Origin of the sequence: Meiothermus sp. Pnk-1 (assembly GCF_003226535.1) — a bacterium.
Classification (GTDB): domain Bacteria; phylum Deinococcota; class Deinococci; order Deinococcales; family Thermaceae; genus Allomeiothermus.
The window spans coordinates 335707-353267 of the sequence record NZ_QKOB01000003.1 but is presented as its reverse complement, the minus strand read 5'-3'; the positions used below and the strand labels follow the sequence as shown (position 1 = coordinate 353267).

Genomic DNA, 17561 nt, shown 5'->3' with positions numbered 1-17561 from the left:
GGCGGTCAGCTATCAGCTCGAGGCTCCGGGGCGTCTTGCCTTCGGCGTAGGACCCGCGTTCGGCTATCACCGCCTGCGGTAGCGCAACACCCAGTACTCCAGCAGCGTCACCAACCCGTACAGCGCGATGCCCAGGACCACGTTGACCCCTACCGCAGCGAAGGCGCTCGCATAGCGGAAGGAAAGCCGCTCGGTGTTGGCGAAAGCCCCCAGGCCCTGGCCTTGGAAGGTGAAGTCGGCGACCACCGCGCCGATCAGGGCCAGCGAGACCGTAAGGCGTAGCCCTCCCAGCACCACCGGCAGCGCGCCGGGCACCTCGAGCTTGGTAAACACCCCCCAGGGGCTGGCCCCGATGGTCTGAAACACCTCGCGGTAGATCCGGTCTACCTCCCGCACCCCGACCATGGTCGAGACCATCACCGGGAAGATCGAGATGAGGGTGGTGGTGATGAGCTTGGCCTCGAGGCTGAAGCCGAACCAGATCACCAGGAGGGGGGCCACGATCACCGTGGGGATGGCCTGTAACGCCACGATAAAAGGCGAGAGGAGCCGCTCGAGGGCTCGGATGCGCCCCATCAGGTAACCGATAGGGGTGCCGATCCCCAGCGCGCACAGCACCCCCAGCAAGGCGACCTGGAGCGTGGCCAAGGCGCTTTGGGCCAGTTGGGGAGCGTTGTGCACCGCGGCCTGCCACACCGCAAAGGGCGAGGGGAAGAAGAGAGGAATGCGGGCCGAGAGCCAGGCCCAGCTCAGGAGCAAGAGCCCGGCCAGGCCCAGCGTCCCGAGGAGTTCCCAGGGGGGGCGCAGGGGTTTGGGCGGAGGTTCGACGTGGGTGGAGTCGGCGATGCCCAGCCGCTCGCGCAGGAGGGCCTCGAGCCCATCGGTGAAAGCGGTAAGACGTCCCTCGCCGGAGGTGTCCAGCACGGTGTCAACCCGCCCGTCCTTGAGCACCACCACCCGGTCGGCTAGGTACACCGCCTCGCGGATGGAGTGGGTGACGAAGACGATGGTCTTGCCGGTGCGGGCGTGCAGGCTTTTGAGCTCCAGGTTGAAGCGCTCACGCACCAAGGCGTCGAGGGCCGCGAAAGGCTCGTCCATCAGCAGCACCTCGGCGTCTTGCGCCAGCGCGCGGGCGATGGCCACGCGGGCCTTCATTCCGCCCGAGAGCTGGTGGGGATACAGGTGCTTCACCTTACGCATCCCCAGGTAGGTCTCGACCTTACCCCGCCCGGTGAGCTCGATGGGCAGACGGATATTCCCCTCCACGGTGCGCCAGGGGAGCAGGCGGTAGTCCTGGAAGACCATCGCGGGTTGTCCCACCACGCTGACCGATCCCTGGGCTTTCTGCAACCCGGCAATCACCCGCAGCAGGGTGCTCTTGCCCCCACCCGAGGGCCCGATGATGGCGATGAATTCCCCCTTCCTGACCTCCAGGTCAACCCCCTTGAGCACCTCCTGGCCGTCAAAGCGCACCCTAACCCCCTCCAGCCGGATGGCGACGTCGCTGGTGGGCACTTGCACCGGGAGAGGAGAAGATTCGATCACAGCGATACTTTACCTCACGGGGTGGCCCCGCCTTTCGGGGGCAGGTTACGAAAGATTAGAGCCGCAGGCTGGGAAACCACAACCGTACCCTCGCCCCCTGCCTGCTCTCGAACTCGGCCCTCCCGTGGTGGGCCGCTACCACCGCCCGCACCACCCGCAGACCCAGGCCCTCCGCAGCGTGGATAGGGAAGCCGGGGCCGGTGTCCGCTACCTCGAGGTAAGCCTGCCCGTCTTCCTGGCCGCTTTTCAGCGTGACCCTGCCCGAAGGGGTGTAGCGCAGGGCATTGGCCACCAGGTTATTGAGGGCCTGTTCCAAAAGCTGAGGATCGGCATGGGTGGGGGCCGAATCCGCCTCGAGGTCCAGCTCGAGCCTGCGCTCGAGGGCAAGCGGCTGGAAGCGGTCGAAGGCTTCCGAGACCAGGTCGGCCAGGTCTAGGGGTTGTCCGCGCACTTCGCCCGCTTCGGCGCGCGAGAGGGCCAGCAGGTTCTGGGCTAGGGTCTCGAGCCGCAGGGCTTCGCGGTGTAGCCGAAAGAGCTGCTCGGCCTCGAGCCGCCCCCGGATACGGGCTGCCTCCAGGCTGGCCCTAAACGCCGAGAGCGGGGTGCGCAGCTCGTGGGCGGCATAGGCCAGAAAGCGCTGCTCCCACTCGCGCTGTGCCCTCAGGTCGCCCAGCAATCCGGCAAAAGCCTTGGCCAGCGTGGCGGCCTCGTCCTTGCCCTGGATGGGCGGGACCTCGCCGCCGCTGCCGAAGCCTCGAGCGGCCTGGGTAAGGCGCTCGAGCGGACGTACCGCCAGCCCCACCGCAGCGAAGGCCAACCCGCCTGAAAGCAGGGCCAGCAGCACGGCCAGCGGAACCGCCACCTCCACGTAGCGGGTGAGGGTCTCGCGCAAGGGCAGCAGGGGCTGCCCCACCTGCACGCTGAGGCCCTGTCGGCTGAGGGTGTAGACCCGCCAACCCTGGGATTCGGAGATCCCGCTTCGGCCCAGGCGGGAGGCGTCAAGGGGTTGGTCTAGCTGCACCGCACCCCCCTCCCAGATCTTCTGCCGGCCTCGGTACAGTTGGGCCGAACTCAGCCCGCTCTCCTGAAGGAGTTCGTCCTCGATCTCTGAGGGAATTTGGTGCTGCGGGCTGGCTAGGCCTTTTTCCAGGATCAGCTCGGCCTGTAGCTTGAGCTCCTGGTCGAGGTCGGCCAGGCGGCTGCGCTCGAGCCCCTCGTAGGTAATGGAAAGCCCCAGGACGAGCCCCAACAGGGTGAGCCCGGAGGTGATGAGGGCCAGTCGGACGCGGAGGGTCATGAAGGATCGAACCCCCCGGCCCGCTCGGCGAAACTACGCCACCCCACGGCTTGCGCCGAAACAAGCGTCTCGCTACCCCGCCTACCGGCGGCGAAAGAAGCGTCTCGCTCGGCGAAACTACGCCACCCCTCGCTTCGCTCGGCGAAACTACGCCTCAGCGAAGCGGTACCCCAGCCCTCGTACGGTCTCGATGACGTGATCATAGAGCTTTTTGCGCAGGTTTTTGATGTACACGTCGATGAGGTTGGAATCGGACTCGAACCCCGGGCCCCAGACCCGCTCGAGCACCTCCTCACGGGTGAAGATCCGCCCGGGGTTGATTACAAACAGCTCGAGCACCTGGTACTCCTTGGCGGTGAGCCGGACCATCTGCCCCCGGTAGCGCACCTCCCGCCGCTCCAGGGCGACCTCGAGCGGCCCAACCTGGACTACCTTGGGCCGCACCTCGCCGCGCCGGGCCAAAGCCCGTAGGCGGGCCACCAGCTCGGCCAGGGCGAAGGGCTTGGCCAGGTAGTCGTCGCCCACCTCGAGGCCCCGCACCCGATCCGGCAAGGCCTCGCGGGCGGTGAGGAACAGGATGGGCTGACGAAACCCCGCCTCACGCAACCCCCGCGCCAGCTCAAACCCGGCCTCCTCACCTTCCGGAAGCATGACGTCTAGCACGACAAGGTCTACCGCTTCCTGCCACAGGGCTTCCCAGGCGGCCTCCGCCGAGGTGGCCAGGCGTGGCTTGAATCCCTGCGCCGCCAGGCTTTCCTGCAAGGTCTGGCCCAGGCTTGGATCGTCTTCTACCAACAGCACACGCATTTCTCCTTTAGCCTAAGGGTTTTTGTTGACGATTTGACCCCGGCCTGAAGGAGCCGGGGCCTGCAAGAGGAGAGCGGGGTTGCGGAGGTAAGGATTAGGGTTTTTTGACCGGCTTGACCTTGTGGGGGCTGGCCTTTTTGGTGACGTGCCTGACGTGGCGTACAACCTTCCGCCGCTTCACCTTGTGGACGGTTTTCTTGAGGCCCTTCTTGACCACTTGGGTCACGGCGGGCTTGCTCTGCGTAGAGCCCTTGCTGGGGGCGGGGGCTGCGGCGAAGGCCAGAGGGAGGGCTGCCAAGACGAGCCAGAGTGCTTTTTTCATCTACTACCTCCAAGGCCAAGGGTAGGAGGAGGTGGTGAACCCGACATGAAGCGTCGGCCATAGGCGGCTGGGCTCACACCCGCAGGAATATCCTCCGCCGGTACAGCACCCACAGCACCAGCCACCAGCAGGCGATGTAGCTGAGCGTGTACAGCCAGCCCCCGCCGTAACTTCCGGCTAGGCGCCGCCAGAAGTTAAGGATATTTTGCTGGATCGAGACCCCGTTCACCTCGATCCCTTGCAGCAGCCAGACCTTGACCAAAATCGGTACCACGTAGGCGAAGAGGGGGTTTGAGCCCAACACCATAAGAGGGAAAGCCCAACCCCACCTCGCGCGCGGTAACCCCAGGCCTCGAGCATCCACGAGGTAGTGAAAGGCTCCTAGCAAGACCGTGCCTAGGCCCGCCGTGAGCAGGATGTAGGAGGGAGTCCAGAAGGTTTTGTTGTAGGGCAGGCTGAGGTTCCACAGCATCCCCAAAGCGGTGAAGCCGAAGCCGGTGAGCAGAAGCCAGGCCGAGCGGCGCAACGGGGGAAGCTCGAGGCGAAACAAGTCCCCGACCAGGCTGCCCAGCAGCACCAACGCCGAAGTGGGAATCGCCGAGAGCAACCCCCGCAGGTTGACGGCGTTTAAAAAGGTGTTGTTGAAGTGAAGGATCAGGTTTTGGTCTTCCTCGAAAATGGCCCGTCCTACCCCTGGTACCGGCAGGTAACGGATGGCGGCCCAGTAGGCCACCAAGAAAAACCCTGCGATCATCGCCCGGCGATGGGCGGGAAGGTCATACAACAAAGCCGCCACCAAATAAGCCAGGGCGATGAGTTGGAGCACGTCCAGGGCAAACACGGGGTGCCGGGCGATGCTGCTCACGATCAGCAGGCCTAACCCAAAGAGCAAGGTGCTCCGCTGGATGACTTTGAGGTCGTAGCGCCAGCCCGGAAGCCTCTTTTTACGGAAGCTCGCGGCGGCAAAGGGAATGGCCACCCCCATCGCCAGCAAGAACCAGGGGAAGACCAAATCCGCCAGATAGACCCCGCCGTTCCAGGGGGCATGGGTGAGCAAGTACGGGGTTTTAGCGTCGAGCGCGACGTTGTTCACCAACAGCATCAGCAGGATGGTGAGGCCACGGAACACGTCCAACGATCGCAAACGTCCAGCGGTTTTGCTCAAGGGAATCGAGATGTTGGCTTGCTGGCCCTCGCCTGGTGGGTTATCCCGCACGACTGCCATACTCCAGTCCCCGTAGCTAAAGCTCGGGCGATGAATGGAGTGTGAACCCGGCGGGGGAAAGCCAAGGTTAGCCCGAACACTATTTGCGGTTGGCTAAACCCTCGGCGGGGGTTTTGCTCAGGTGGCTTTGGACCAGCTCCTCCACCGTGCCCAGTCGGATGCCCCGCCGCTCAGCGAGGCGCAGGAAATCCGGCAGGATCTCGATGCTCGAGAGTACGTTGTCGTGCAGCAAGACGATCCCCCCCTGGCGTAATTTGCGCTCCAGGCGGTTTTCGAGGGTGGCGCTGGGCAGATTTTGGAAGTCGCCGGGGTCGTCGGTCCAGAAAACTATGGTCATGTTCAGCTCGCGTACCGCCTCGAGCACCGTAGGCGAAAAACGCCCGCCGGGAGGGCGAAAATAATGTATCGGACGCCCCGTGATGCGCTCGAGCACCTGGTTGGCCGCCTGGATTTCCTGGAGCACCATGGACTTATCTAGGGTGTTGAGGCGGACATGGTGAAAGGTATGGTTGCCGATCTCATGGCCATCCCGGACCATATCCCGCACAAAGTAGGGGTAAGCCAGGGCATTGCGCCCAATACAGAAGAAGGTGGCCTTGACCCCAGCCCGCCGCAAGGTGTCTAAAAGCAGCGGAGCATACAGCGGATGGGGGGCATCGTCGAAGGTGAGGGCGGCCAAGGCCAGAGCGGGGTTGCCGTGATAGAGGCGGTTCCCTACCACCCCACCCTGGAGCGCGGCCGCAGCCTGCTCCAGGCGCTGGGCTTTGAGCTGTACGGATGAACCTTGAAACTGTAGGCTGCTCTCGAGCTCATCGGTGGGGGTGCGGAAAGGCCCATAGATCTGGTCGCGGGGGTTGAGCCAAAGGCGATCGTAGTTCTTTAGGTTGGCCGGGGTAAGGCGCTCGAAAGCGTCTAGCCGGGCCCGCGGCACCGAGGCCGTCAGGCGCGGCAGGGGGCCGCCGAACCCGGCGTACTCGTCCCGCCGGTACAGGGAAATATCCACCTCGGAGAGGCTAGATCGGGTAAGGAATACCTGGGCTACTACCTGCTGGGCTTTGCGCAGCATCAACGCCGGCTGGGTGTCGCTCATTAGCACCAAGGCGTGGGCTACCTCGATGAAGCCGTTAGAGGCGTACTCGACCTTTTGCACCTCGGGGATGGGAGGGGTGAGCTCGAGCTGCGGCAGCGCTTGGGCGGGCCGGGTTCCGGGGGCAGTGGGCTGGGTTTCACCGGGTATCGCCGGTAGGATGTCGGGCAAGGGAGCCGAGGGACCAGCAGACGCGAGGGTCAACCAACACCACAGCGAGATAAGGGTCAGGCGCATCGAGGTCTTCATTCTAGCCGATGGGACAACCCCGGCAGCTTCAAGTGCCGCCGTTAAGGTTCACCCCACCCAGTTTTGGGGATAAGGTGAAGCCAAGCTGAAGCCTGTATATCAACATCTTCAGGGGCCTGGGGTTTTTCGAAGAGCAGGCGCTCCGGGGGCTCGCCGCCTCGAGCGCCGGTGTCGGTTGTCGTAACCTGTGAAATAGAGGTGCGGAGATGAGACTGACTTATACCGGCCAAGAGACCATTCCCCTGCCCCTGGACCAAGTCTGGGCTTTTATCAACGACCCCCACAAGGTCGCCTCCTGTTTACCCGACGTGCAGTCGGTGGAGGTGCATGATCCTACCCACCTGGACGTGACGGTGCGGGTAGGGGTTGGTCCGGTGCGGGGCAACTTCAAGTTCAAGATCGAGCTCCAGCCTGACCCAGCCGATCATCGCATGGGGGTAAAAATCAGCGGCGGGGGCTTGGGCAGCGTGGTAGACCTCTTGGCCAGCGCCCGCCTCAAGGAGGAGGGGGGCAACACCGTGCTCGATTGGAGCGGCGAAGCTGTGATGCGGGGCCCGATAGCGGCGGTGGGTGGGCGGGTGCTGGATGCCCAGGCCCAGAAGCTCATCGGCCAGACGTTTGCTAACGTCAAAACAGCAGTGGAGAGGGCCTCGCGGACCGCATAGACCCACCCTGAGCGGAGGTCCCCACGGTTGGGCGCGGCGGATGGGATGCTCGAGGCGCTCGGTTTTGCTATGCTCGAGCCCGTGGGCCTGAGACGACTTTTGCAACTTTTTCTACTTTTGGCTTTTACGTTGGCCCTGAGCAGCGCTTCCTCGGCGGGCGTTCATCTAGCAGCCCGCCAGCTTGTTTGGCCGCTCGAGTCCGGCACGGTTTTTATCAACGGGAGCCCCAGCGCCGTTTTAGCCCCCGCCCGACTGATGGAGGGGCGGGCGATGCTTCCCTTGCGCGAGTTAGCCCGGCTGCTTGAACTGCCGCTGGAGGCCGTGGGCGGATCCGATGGGGTGCGGCTAGGAGAGCTCGAGGTCTATCCCAGCCTCAAACTGGCCCGCCTGAAGGGAAAGCAGCTCGAACTCAAGGAGGTGGGTGCACTGGAAGGGGGGGTGCTCTACGTGGCGGCCCGCTCGCTCGAGGCCGCTTTGGGGTTACGCGTCAGCTTCGACCCCACCCAGCGCTTGGTGAGCCTCACCTACTGCCCCTCCCTGGCCGACACCCCGCGCTTGCCGGTGGCCCGCTTCGCCACCGATAAGCTGGAATACCGATTGGGCGAACCGGTGCAGATCACCGATTACTCCTACGACCCCGACGGACTTCCGATCTATGCCCGCTGGAGCGGGCGCGAGGAGGCCTATTTCACCCCAGGTCCCAAAACCCTCACCCTCACCGTCTCCAACTCCGCGGGCCGGACCAGCCAGCCCTACAGCGTGCAGATTCAGGTGCTCGACCAGCCCTATCTGAGCCCTCGCGACTACGCCCTGCGGTATTTCCCGGTGGGCCGCACCTTCCCGGACGCCTCGGTGGTGAGCTATCCGGTCCTCACCCCCGAGCGCCAGGACGACCCGATCCCGCTGCTGTTGAGCAACTCGCCGGAGAAGGTGTCTACCTCGGGGCTGCTCTATGAGGATACCGTCCAGGGTTTAGCCCGGCTAATGGCCTACCACACCAACGGCCTGGGGGTGCCAGCCCGGTTGCTTTTGGTCGCCGCCAATATGGGCAACTCCCCCCAGACGGTACGCCTGCTGCGCCAAGGGAGCATCGCCTCGACCTCGGTGGTAGCCCTATTGGGCCAGGTGAGCCTGCTCGATTTTCTCACCTCAAAGCCTGTCGGGCAGTTTGTGCTCGAGGCCGGTCAGGCGGTGCCGCTGTACATTTCCTCCCAACTGGCTCCGGGGGAAGGGCTTTCCTTCAAACTCGATTTGGAGGCTACCGGGGCCGTGCAGTTGAGCTTTTACTTGCTCGAGGAGCCTTTGTTCTCGAGCTTCAGTAACCTTAGCGCTCCCGCGACCCTGGATGCCCTGCGGGCTTTGCCGGTTCTGGCCCCTGACGGCGTTCATGCCCGGGGCACATTTCTCGGCGCGGTGCGCCGCCTGCGGCTGGACCTCTCCGGGCTCGAGCCAGGCGCCGCCCGCCGGCTGGTGCTAGGCGATAACCTGCTCGACCCCGCGTTGGAAGGCCGCGACGCCATAAGCGGCAATGCCTACCGCTTGTCGGGCAACTACGGGGTGACCTACCTCATCCGCGTGGAGAATGCCGCCGGGACGGTAGGGGCCTTCGCGCCCCGAGGCGGAATGTATAGCGGGGCCATACGGGTCAACGGGGTTTACGTGGCGTTGCCGCAAAGCGGAGTGTTGCTGCGCGGCGACCTGCCGATGATTTTCTATCGCAACCTGGATGGGCCTTTTCTGAGCCCACGGATGGAACTCGAGTTCGTCCCGGCTGCGGGTTCGTTTTTGCCGGTGAACCTGGTGTTTTACAAACCGCTGCTGCCCGACGCTGGATCCGTAGCCAAGCGGCCCTGAGCAAGGTGGCGCCAGAGGTGATCGCTTCGGGCCAGATAGAGGGGGCCAACAAGCATGGGATGCCGGGGCTCGCTGGTCGGTCAACGGGGCCCTTTGGCCGCTTCCAGCCATTCTCACTCCCCTTCGACATCGTGCGCCATGTCGCTTTCCCGGCAGCCTAGCCTTTCGGGTTGATTTGGGGACGCGCCCAAGGAGCCCTGCGAACCCTCGCCGCCCTCCGATCGGCGGTAGACTGGAGGGCATGGACGCGTTCGCCGCTTTTGAAAGGCATGTCAACCCCGGCCTGGCCGGGCTGCTCCGCTTTACCGGGTTGGACAAGGTCGAGTCCCACGCCGAGGGAGTGTACGTCTGGGATACCGAGGGCAAGCGCTACCTGGACTTTTTGGGGCTGTATGGGACCTTGTCGCTAGGCCACCGCCACCCTCGGGTGGTGGAGGCGGTGAAGCGCCAGCTCGAGCGCATGCCGATGTCGGTGCGGGTCTTGGTCTCCGAGCCCACCGCCCGGCTGGCCGAAAAGCTGGCCGAGATCACCCCCGGCTCGCTCTCCATGAGCTTTTTTGGGAACTCCGGTACCGAGGCGGTGGAGGCGGCCCTGAAGTTCGCCCGGATGGCGACCGGCAAGACCGGGTTCATCACCACCCAAAACGCCTATCACGGCAAGACCCTGGGGGCCCTCTCGGTCACTCCCAAGCCGCACTATCAGGATCCGGCACGCCCCTTGGTTCCCGGGGTGACGGTGGTTCCCTTTGGCGACGCGGAGGCGGTGGCCCAGGCCATCACCCCCGAGACCGCAGCGATCATCCTCGAGCCCATCCAGGGCGAGGGGGGCATCCGGGTGCCCATGCAGGGCTACTTGTGCGAGGTACAGGCCATCGCCCGCAAGCACGGGGTCTTGCTCATCGCCGATGAAATACAGACCGGCTTGGGCCGCACCGGCAAGATGTGGGCGGTGGAGTGGGAGGGGGTCGAGCCAGACATCCTGACCAGCGCCAAGGCTTTAGGGGGCGGGGTGATGCCCATCTCCGCCACCGTCATGCGCCCGGAGATCGGCGAAATCTACAAGAAAGAGCCCCTCATTCACTCCTCCACCTTCGGCGGGAACCCCCTGGCCGCGGCGGCGGCATTGGCGGCTATCGAGGTCACGCAAGAGCTAGATCTGCCCCTTCGGGCTCAGGAGATGGGCCGCTACCTCATGAGCAAGCTCTCCGGGCTGCACTCCGCGTACCCTGAGTTCATCGAGGAGGTGCGCGGGCGGGGGTTGATGGTGGGCCTCGAGTTCACCGATGCCGATATCGGGGCCTTGGTGGTTTCCGAGCTGGCCTCGCGCGGCGTCCTTACCGCCTTTGGCCTCAATAACCCCAAGGTAGTCCGCCTCGAGCCTCCGCTGATCGTCGAGAAAGAACACATTGACACCTGTGTAGAGGCGCTCGAGCAAAGCCTCGAGGCGACCAAGGCGACGCTCGAAGGGGTTCTTTAGTGGGCCGATGCCCCGGCGGGCGCAGCCCCCGCGCCACTGCGCACTGGATCCACGCCGCTCGGGCTCCGGAAACACCTCGTACCAGGGGAAGTGCGCGAATAGCCGGTGGGGTGGATAAATGGGAGTTCAGTACTAGACAGATCCGTCTCCATCTAGGACCATGGGTTTTAGTCACGGGGTAGGGAAGCGAACTGCTGGTCCCCGGGTGCAGTAGCAAGGTCGTCTTTGCCTTGGAGTTGAATGACCGAACGTATCCTCGAGTATTTGCGCAAGAACCCAGCCAAGACCTACAGCCTGCGCGAGGTGCAGCGGATGCTCCGCCTCGAGCGCCAAGAAGTCAAGTCGGCCCTAGCCGAGTTGGTAAAGGAGGGTAGGCTGATCGAGCCTCGCCGGGGGCTATATGCCTTACCCGAGGCTAAACCGGCTGGGCAAAAACGGAGGAACGGAGGCTTTGTGGGCCGCCTCCAGGTGCACCCGGCGGGCTTTGGCTTCGTCATCCCCGATGCGCTAGCTCCTGACCAGGCCCGGCTGCCCTCTCCCGAGCAGCGCGACCTCTACATCCCCAAAGAGTTCTTGGGCGGCGCCTGGCACGGTGACCAGGTGCTGGCCTACCCCCAGCCGCCGGGCCGGGATCGGCGGCCATGGGGTAGGGTGGCCCAGGTGCTCGAGCGCTCGCGCCGCAAGCTCACCGGCCGGCTCGAGTTCCGCCGGGGCTACGCCTGGGTGCTTCCCGACGACCCCCGGCTGCCGGGCAAGGTCAAGCTCGAGCCCGAAGGGCTGGCCGGCCTCGAGCAAGGCGCGCGAATCGCCGTGCAACTGCACTACCCAGAAGGGCGAGGGGGCGAGGTCTACGGGACCTTCCTCGAATACCTGGGGCTAGCCGACGACCCCGGTAGCGAGACCCGCGCGGTGATCGTCAACCACGACCTCAAGTCGGAGTTTGACCCGGAAACCCTGGCAGAAGCCGAGGCTATTCCCGAGTCCATCCCCCCCGAGGAGCTCGCCCGCCGCGCCGATTTCCGCTCCCAGGATGTCTTTACCATCGACGGCGTTGACGCTAAAGACTTTGACGACGCCATCCACGTGGAGCGCTTGGAGGGAAACCGCTACCGCATCGGGGTGCACATCGCGGATGTCTCCCACTACGTCCGGGAGGGGAGCGCCTTGGACAAGGAAGCCTACGAGCGAGGCACCAGCGTCTACCTGCCGGGTCGGGTGCTGCCGATGCTCCCGGAGAAGCTCTCTAACGGGGTGTGCTCCTTGGTACCGGGCCAGGACCGGCTGGTGCTCTCGGTGCTGGTAGAAATCACCGACGGCGGGCGGGTCCTGAGGCACAGCTTCCGGGAGGGGGTCATTCGCTCCAAGGCCCGGCTTACCTACCCCCAGGTGCAAGCCTTCGCGGAGGGTAGAGGAATGCCCGAGGAGTTCAAATGGCTCGAGCCCGACCTGGCCCTCCTCCTCGAGCTGACCCGCAAGCTCAAGACCAAGCGGGTGGCCGCAGGAGCCCTGGACTTCCACTTCACCGAGGTCAAGGTGGACATCGGCGAGGCGGGGGAGATCCACCTGATTCCCCAGACCGAGCCCGACGCCCGCAGCCTCATCGAAGAACTGATGTTGCTAGCGAACCGGATCGTGGCCAAGCACCTCTCGGATAAGGGGCTACCGGCCCTCTACCGGGTCCACGAAGACCCCACCGAGATGGCCTACGCCAAGCTGGCCGCGCAACTCTCCAAGCTGGGGTACGAGTTGCCGGGGATGGAGCCCAGCCCCAAGGCCATGCAGGCCATCCTCAAGCAGGCCGAGGGCAAGCCCGAGGCACCGGTGGTCTCGACGTTGCTGCTGCGCTCGTTGAAGCTGGCCCGCTACGCCCACGAGAACCTGGGCCACTTCGGCCTGGCCGCCGAGCACTACCTGCACTTCACCAGCCCCATCCGCCGCTACCCCGACTTGGTAGTGCACCGGGTGCTCAAGACCCTGATGCGGCGCAGGCTCACCCCGGAGAAGGTGGAGCGCTGGCGCGAGGTCTTCCCCCGCATGGCCGAGCACACCTCGAGCCGTGAGCGCTCGGCTGAAGCTGCCGAGCGCGACCTCGCCAAGTACTACCAGTGCCGCTGGGCCGAGCTTCACCGGGGCGAGCATTTTGCCGGAGTGGTCTCGGGGGTGACCGGCTTTGGGGTGTTTGTGGCGCTCGAAAACGGGGTGGAGGGGATGATACGGCCCTCGAGCCTCCTCGACGACCACTACGAGTACGTGGAGGATACCCTCTCGCTGGTCGGCACCCGCACCAAGCGGCGCATCCGCATCGGCGATCCGTTGGAGGTGATGATTCAAAGGGTGGACCTGCCCACCCGGCAGATCGAGCTGGTTCCCGCCGAGTTCGCTGAGCTGCGCCCTGCTACAACGGCCTCGAGCCGTACGAAGGAGAAGAATATGGAAGGTACGAAAAAACGCCGCATGGTCGGCCCTCCGGAGGGTCGGGAGCGCCGCGACCGCGGCCCCAAAGTCACGATGAGCCGGATGTATTTTGGCGAATGGCAAAAGACCGAGGACGAAACCCCACCCCAGAACCGCCACGCGGGAGGTAGGGGCGGCCAGCCCAGGCATGAAGCCCGATCGTCCCGGAAGCCTCAGCCCCAAAGCGGCAATCCGGGAGAGCGGCAGGGTAAAACTTCGCGCCGCCGTCGGAATCGCTGGCGGTAAAGGGAACGGCCCCCAGCCCGGGCTGGGGGCCTTAAGAGACGCCGGTTTCGCCTATGGATTCCCGGTGTAGACGATGCGGTAGACCCGCCCCCCGTGCCCGTCGGAGACGAACATGCTGCCGTCGGGGGCGGCTACGAGGTCGGTGGGGCGGCCCCAGGCATTGCCACACTTTTGGCCGCTCTGCCGCCAGCCGTTGGCAAAGGTCTCCGAGCGCACCGGCAGGCCATTCTCGACGATGATCCGCTCGATTTTACAGTCGCGGTAGTTGGCCGGGAGGTCGGTGTTCCAGGAGCCGGAGAGGGCGATAAAGACGCCGTTTTGGTATTCCTTGGGAAAGTTGGTAAACTTCCCTCCCCATTCCATCCCCAGCGGGGCGCTATGGGCGGGGAGGGTGAAGAGGGCCGGTATGGCTTTCGTACAGTCGAAGTTCTGCGGGTTGCTGGCCTGGGTGGTGGGGTCAGGGATCTCCGGTTTCTGCGGGGGCAGATTGGCCCCCAGCACCGAGGCGATGCAGTAAGGCCAGCCGTAGTGCTTTCCCCGCTCGATCTGGTTGATCATCTCCTCGTAGGGCTGGTTATCGGGCGGGTCGCCGGGGTGGAGCCTGACGTTATCGCTGCCGTGGGTACTGGCCCAGAGCTTTCCTTCGGGGGTCCAAAGAAAGTCCACGCTGTTGCGCAGCCCCTCAGCCCAGATCGGGCGCCGGGCGGGGTTGGGGTCGGCGGCGAAGGGGTTATCGGCGGGGATGCTTACGCGGCCATTGGGCTCGACCTTGTAGCGCAGGATGGCGGCAAAGCGAGGGTCGGGCTCGTCACCCTTGTTGGTCACCGAGCCCAGCGCCACGTACATCATGCCGTCGGGCCCGAAGTGCACGGTGCGGCTGCTGTGGCCGGCGGGCATCGGCAGGTCTAGCAGCTTTTGGCGGTTGGTGAAGCTCCCTCCGGGGTTGAACTTGAGCCGCTCGACCTTGTCCACCTGGGCCACGTAAAGCCACCAGTCGTCGCCCTCCCGGCGGAACTCGAGCCCGTGCGGCTGGTTGAAGTCGAAGGGCAGGTTCTCCACCTTGTCGGCCTTGCCGTCTTTGTCGGCGTCGGGTAGGCGGGCCACCTTACCCCCCGACATCAGCGAGAGGTAAAGGTTCCCGTCCGGTCCCACCGCCATGAAGCGGGGGGTGCCGGCTAGTTTGTCGGCGAAGATGCGGATCTGGAAGCCTTTGGGCAAGCTGATCCGCCTCGAGGCCTCATCGGGCGGCCCTTGTGGGATCGGTTGGGCACTGGAAGTGCAAGCTAGCAATAAAACGGTCAACAGGCTGCTTAGGTTGGCCCGGCGGAATCGGTTTCCCATATGAATCCCTTTTACCGCGAAGTGCCCCCCGGCTCAAGGAGCGGAAGATTAAAAATTTTAGCATTCCACCCCACGCTGTACGCTTCAAACTTGCGCAGATAAGACATTCAGCCCCTATCCTCAGCGAAAGCATCGCGCAAAAACGATGCGGCCTCGGCGCGGCTTTGTACCTCGCCTATGGCTTGGGCTTCGAGCAAAGCCGCGATGGCCTGGCCCACCTTGGGGCCAGGCTCGAGCCCGAGCAGCCGCATCACCTCCCGCCCGTCCAGGAGCGCTTTGGAGGAAGGAGCGCTTTCGGCGAGGGACTGGATAGCCTGGAGCCGCTCCGCGAGTTGCCCCACCCGCTCCCGGTAGCCTAAGATCGCGGCCATATCCGCCATCTGTAGCCAGATCAACTCGGGTAGGGCCTTGCGGCGGCGATGGAGGAAGCGGCGCAGTTCGCGCTCTCCCTGCGGAGGGTGTTGCATATGCAGGCTGACCAGCCGGGCGACCTCGCTAGCTCGCTCGCTGGGCTGGCGCAGCCGGTTCAGGATCTGCCGGGCTTGCTCGGCCCCTAGCACGTCGTGACCGTAAAAGGTGTAGCGCCCCTTAGCAGGGTTCCACTGACGGGTCTGTGGCTTGGCGACATCGTGCAGCAGGGCGGCCCAGCGCAACGCAAGGTCGGCCTGGGGCTGCAACAAGATCAGCTGGGCCAGCACCTCCAGCGAGTGCCGCCATACGTCCAGGTGATGGGCTCCGCGCTGCTCTACCCCGCTGCCTAGAGCCAGCTCGGGCAGATACACCTCCAGCAACCCCACCCGCTCGAGGCGGAGAAACCCCACCGCTGCAGCAGGATGTTGAAGGATTTGGTTTAGCTCTTCGCCTACCCGCTCCCAAGTTGGGAGCTGGCCGCTCTCCTTGAGATACCGGGCGTGTTGGCGGATCCACCCCTCGCTCTGAGGCTCGAGCCGCAGGCCAGCCGTAAGCGAAAGGCGCACTGCCCGCAGCGAGCGGAGCGGATCCTCCCACAGGTTGGCCTTGCGCACAGCCCGCAGCAGGCGGTGCTCGAGGTCGTACCGGGCTATGGGTAGCCCCAGCACCAAGCCCTGTTCGTTCACCGCCAGCGCGTTGAGGGTAAAGTCCCGGCGGAGCAGGTCCACCTCGAGCCCGCGGGATATGGGGGCATAGTCGTAGGTCTGGCCCTGGGCGACGACCCGCCACAGCCCGCGCCCTTCATCCAGCGGAAAGACGTTGCCGTGGAGCTGCTGGGCCAGATCCCGGGCGGCTTGTTCCGGCTCCGGCACCGCGAAATCGAGGTCTTTGGGTCGCTTTCCCAGCAACAGATCCCGCACCGCCCCGCCGACAAGGTATCCTTGAGCGGGAAAGGGAACGGGAGGCAGATGAACCCTGCGGATAGCCACCAGCATCCTCTCATTATCGGCCTCACCGGCAGCATCGGTAGCGGGAAGAGCACGGTGTCGGCCCTGCTGCGCGAACTGGGTGCGACGGTGCTCGATGCCGACCTCTACGCCCGAGAGGCTGCCGAAGCGCTGAAGGGGGAGATTTGCGCGGCGTTTCCCGAGGCTTGTGCGGAGGGATTTCTAGACCGCCGCAGGCTTGGCCAGAGGGTCTTCGCCGACCCGGAGGCCAAGGGCAGGCTCGAGGCCCTGGTCCACCCTTACGTGCGCCGCCGCATGGCCGAGGAGACCCAACAAGCCCTGGAAGCGGGGAACTGGGTGGTGGTTCACGACATACCCCTGCTTTTTGAGACCGGGCGAGCGGGGGATTTCGCTGGGGTATTGGTGGTAGCGGCCCCTTACGAACTTCGCCTGCGGCGGGTCATGGCCCGCAGCGGCCTGAGCCCCGAAGAGGTGCGGGCCCGAGACGCCAACCAGCTTCCCCAGGAGGAGAAGATCCGTCGCGCCACCTGGGTAATTTGGAATGACGCCGATTTACAAACCTTGCGCGAGCGCGTAAGAAACTGGTACGAAAGCCTCCACCGCAAAGGGTGGGCTCCCTCTTGACTTTTGGCCCTCGACATCGGACGGTAGACGCACATGAAGCTCGTACATGACTGGCTCGGCCCCCTCGAGCTGCCCGATGAGCCCCGCCGCATCGTCTCGCTAGCCCCCAACGCCACCGACGCCCTGTTTGCCCTGGGGTTAGGGGAGCGGGTGGTGGGTCGCAGCGCCTTCTGCTACCGCCCCGCCGAGACCCTGGCGCTGCCGGTGGTCTCGAGCTATACCCGAGTCCGCTGGGAGTTGTTGCGCGATCTACAACCCGACTTAGTCCTCATCAGCACCGGAGTCCAGCGGGATTTGCTCCACGAACTGCACCGCTCGGGGGTTCCGGTTTTCCCGGTACCGCTGCCGCAGAGCCCTTACGGAATCCTCGAGAACCTGATCCTGCTGGGGGATCTGCTGGGGGTAGGGGAGCGGGCCTCGAGCCTGTCGGCACGGCTCGCCGAGCGCTACCAGCGGCTTTATGGGCTTTTGCCCCCCTTGAGGGTCTACCTCGAGTTTGACCTGGGAGGGCCGGTCACGGTGGGGCGGGGAAGCTACGTCAATGAGGCACTGCGGCACCTGGGCCTGGTCAACGTGTACGCCCAACACCCCTCGAGCTACTTCACCCCGGATCTGGAAGAGGTACCCCCTCTACACCCGCAGCTGATAATCTACGAGCCCAAGCCGGGGCGCAGCCGGGCCAAGGAGCGGGTCGAAGCGCTGATGCGCGAGCGAGGGTGGGAGGTTCCGCTCGTCATGACCGAGGGGGATCAGTTGGCGCACTACGGACCAAGGTTTTTTGACTACCTAGAAGCCCTCGAGCGCCAGATCGAGCGGCTGGAAATCTAGCGCTCCGGTATAGCCATCCCACGTCAAACGTCACAAAAGAGGATCGTCCTCTAGGTGTACGGGCGTAGCCCGTCCCAAAGGGAATCTACCTCTAGGTGTACCGGCTCCGCCGGTCCCGAAGGGAATCTACCTCCGGGTGCACGGAGCTTGCTCCGTCCCGA

14 protein-coding genes are annotated in these 17561 nt (G+C 64.8%); 6 read left to right on the top strand and 8 right to left on the bottom strand.

Annotated elements, in window-relative coordinates:
• Positions 1-66: 66 nt before the first annotated feature.
• The 6 genes from DNA98_RS06480 to DNA98_RS06455 form a co-directional block, all read right to left on the bottom strand.
• The gene (locus DNA98_RS06480) at positions 67-1545 is read right to left on the bottom strand and encodes an ABC transporter permease subunit (protein WP_174720016.1); all 1479 of its coding nucleotides are present in this window, start codon (positions 1543-1545) and stop codon (positions 67-69) included.
• Positions 1546-1600: 55 nt separating this feature from the next.
• Positions 1601-2842, bottom strand: a complete 1242-nt coding sequence (locus DNA98_RS06475; protein ID WP_110527886.1) for a HAMP domain-containing sensor histidine kinase — start codon at positions 2840-2842, stop codon at positions 1601-1603.
• Between the two features lie 147 nt (positions 2843-2989).
• A complete protein-coding gene (locus DNA98_RS06470; RefSeq protein WP_110527883.1) occupies positions 2990-3649 on the bottom strand; it encodes a response regulator transcription factor in 660 nt (219 codons plus the stop codon).
• Positions 3650-3743: 94 nt separating this feature from the next.
• A complete protein-coding gene (locus DNA98_RS06465) occupies positions 3744-3971 on the bottom strand; it encodes a hypothetical protein (protein WP_110527880.1) in 228 nt (75 codons plus the stop codon).
• A gap of 73 nt (positions 3972-4044) precedes the next feature.
• Entirely contained in the window at positions 4045-5196 is a 1152-nt protein-coding gene (locus DNA98_RS06460; RefSeq protein WP_110527877.1) for an acyltransferase family protein, read from the bottom strand.
• 79 nt (positions 5197-5275) lie between these two features.
• Positions 5276-6520 carry a polysaccharide deacetylase family protein gene (locus DNA98_RS06455; protein WP_199489360.1) on the bottom strand — a complete coding sequence of 415 codons (1245 nt, stop codon included), beginning with the start codon at positions 6518-6520 and terminating at the stop codon, positions 5276-5278.
• A 218-nt stretch (positions 6521-6738) separates the two neighbouring features.
• Here DNA98_RS06455 and DNA98_RS06450 point away from each other — a divergent pair, with 218 nt between their 5' ends.
• From DNA98_RS06450 to rnr, 4 genes are all read left to right on the top strand, one after another.
• Complete coding sequence (locus tag DNA98_RS06450; protein WP_110527871.1) at positions 6739-7197, top strand: carbon monoxide dehydrogenase subunit G; 459 nt, start codon at positions 6739-6741, stop codon at positions 7195-7197.
• A gap of 27 nt (positions 7198-7224) precedes the next feature.
• Complete coding sequence (locus tag DNA98_RS06445; RefSeq protein WP_110527868.1) at positions 7225-9051, top strand: PKD domain-containing protein; 1827 nt, start codon at positions 7225-7227, stop codon at positions 9049-9051.
• A 241-nt stretch (positions 9052-9292) separates the two neighbouring features.
• A complete protein-coding gene (locus tag DNA98_RS06440; protein WP_110527865.1) occupies positions 9293-10528 on the top strand; it encodes an aspartate aminotransferase family protein in 1236 nt (411 codons plus the stop codon).
• A gap of 240 nt (positions 10529-10768) precedes the next feature.
• Positions 10769-13228 carry a ribonuclease R gene (gene rnr, locus DNA98_RS06435; RefSeq protein ID WP_110527862.1) on the top strand — a complete coding sequence of 820 codons (2460 nt, stop codon included), beginning with the start codon at positions 10769-10771 and terminating at the stop codon, positions 13226-13228.
• Between the two features lie 51 nt (positions 13229-13279).
• On the opposite strand, the gene DNA98_RS06430 is transcribed toward rnr, so the two are convergent.
• Both DNA98_RS06430 and DNA98_RS06425 read right to left on the bottom strand, forming a co-directional pair.
• Positions 13280-14569 (bottom strand): sorbosone dehydrogenase family protein, encoded by a 1290-nt coding sequence (locus DNA98_RS06430; RefSeq protein ID WP_110527859.1) that lies wholly within the window; start codon positions 14567-14569, stop codon positions 13280-13282.
• A gap of 107 nt (positions 14570-14676) precedes the next feature.
• The gene (locus tag DNA98_RS06425) at positions 14677-15975 is read right to left on the bottom strand and encodes a CCA tRNA nucleotidyltransferase (RefSeq protein ID WP_165363979.1); all 1299 of its coding nucleotides are present in this window, start codon (positions 15973-15975) and stop codon (positions 14677-14679) included.
• On the opposite strand from DNA98_RS06425, the gene coaE reads away from it, so the two are divergent.
• Positions 15949-16572, top strand: a complete 624-nt coding sequence (coaE, locus tag DNA98_RS06420; protein ID WP_110527856.1) for a dephospho-CoA kinase — start codon at positions 15949-15951, stop codon at positions 16570-16572. The two genes, DNA98_RS06425 and coaE, sit on opposite strands and share 27 nt — an antisense overlap.
• Before the next feature lie 33 nt (positions 16573-16605).
• A complete protein-coding gene (locus DNA98_RS06415; RefSeq protein WP_110527854.1) occupies positions 16606-17400 on the top strand; it encodes a helical backbone metal receptor in 795 nt (264 codons plus the stop codon).
• Positions 17401-17561 lie beyond the last annotated feature (161 nt).

Bases quoted from the DNA above. Each gene is read 5' to 3' on its own strand.
- DNA98_RS06425 (WP_165363979.1), bottom strand. From the start codon at position 15,975: ATGCTGGTGGCTATCCGCAGGGTTCATCTGCCTCCCGTTCCCTTTCCC.
- DNA98_RS06415 (WP_110527854.1), top strand. From the start codon at position 16,606: ATGAAGCTCGTACATGACTGGCTCGGCCCCCTCGAGCTGCCCGATGAG.
- DNA98_RS06450 (WP_110527871.1), top strand. From the start codon at position 6,739: ATGAGACTGACTTATACCGGCCAAGAGACCATTCCCCTGCCCCTGGAC.
- DNA98_RS06475 (WP_110527886.1), bottom strand. From the start codon at position 2,842: ATGACCCTCCGCGTCCGACTGGCCCTCATCACCTCCGGGCTCACCCTG.
- DNA98_RS06455 (WP_199489360.1), bottom strand. From the start codon at position 6,520: ATGCGCCTGACCCTTATCTCGCTGTGGTGTTGGTTGACCCTCGCGTCT.
- DNA98_RS06430 (WP_110527859.1), bottom strand. From the start codon at position 14,569: ATGGGAAACCGATTCCGCCGGGCCAACCTAAGCAGCCTGTTGACCGTT.
- DNA98_RS06460 (WP_110527877.1), bottom strand. From the start codon at position 5,196: ATGGCAGTCGTGCGGGATAACCCACCAGGCGAGGGCCAGCAAGCCAAC.
- rnr (WP_110527862.1), top strand. From the start codon at position 10,769: ATGACCGAACGTATCCTCGAGTATTTGCGCAAGAACCCAGCCAAGACC.
- DNA98_RS06470 (WP_110527883.1), bottom strand. From the start codon at position 3,649: ATGCGTGTGCTGTTGGTAGAAGACGATCCAAGCCTGGGCCAGACCTTG.
- coaE (WP_110527856.1), top strand. From the start codon at position 15,949: ATGAACCCTGCGGATAGCCACCAGCATCCTCTCATTATCGGCCTCACC.
- DNA98_RS06440 (WP_110527865.1), top strand. From the start codon at position 9,293: ATGGACGCGTTCGCCGCTTTTGAAAGGCATGTCAACCCCGGCCTGGCC.
- DNA98_RS06465 (WP_110527880.1), bottom strand. From the start codon at position 3,971: ATGAAAAAAGCACTCTGGCTCGTCTTGGCAGCCCTCCCTCTGGCCTTC.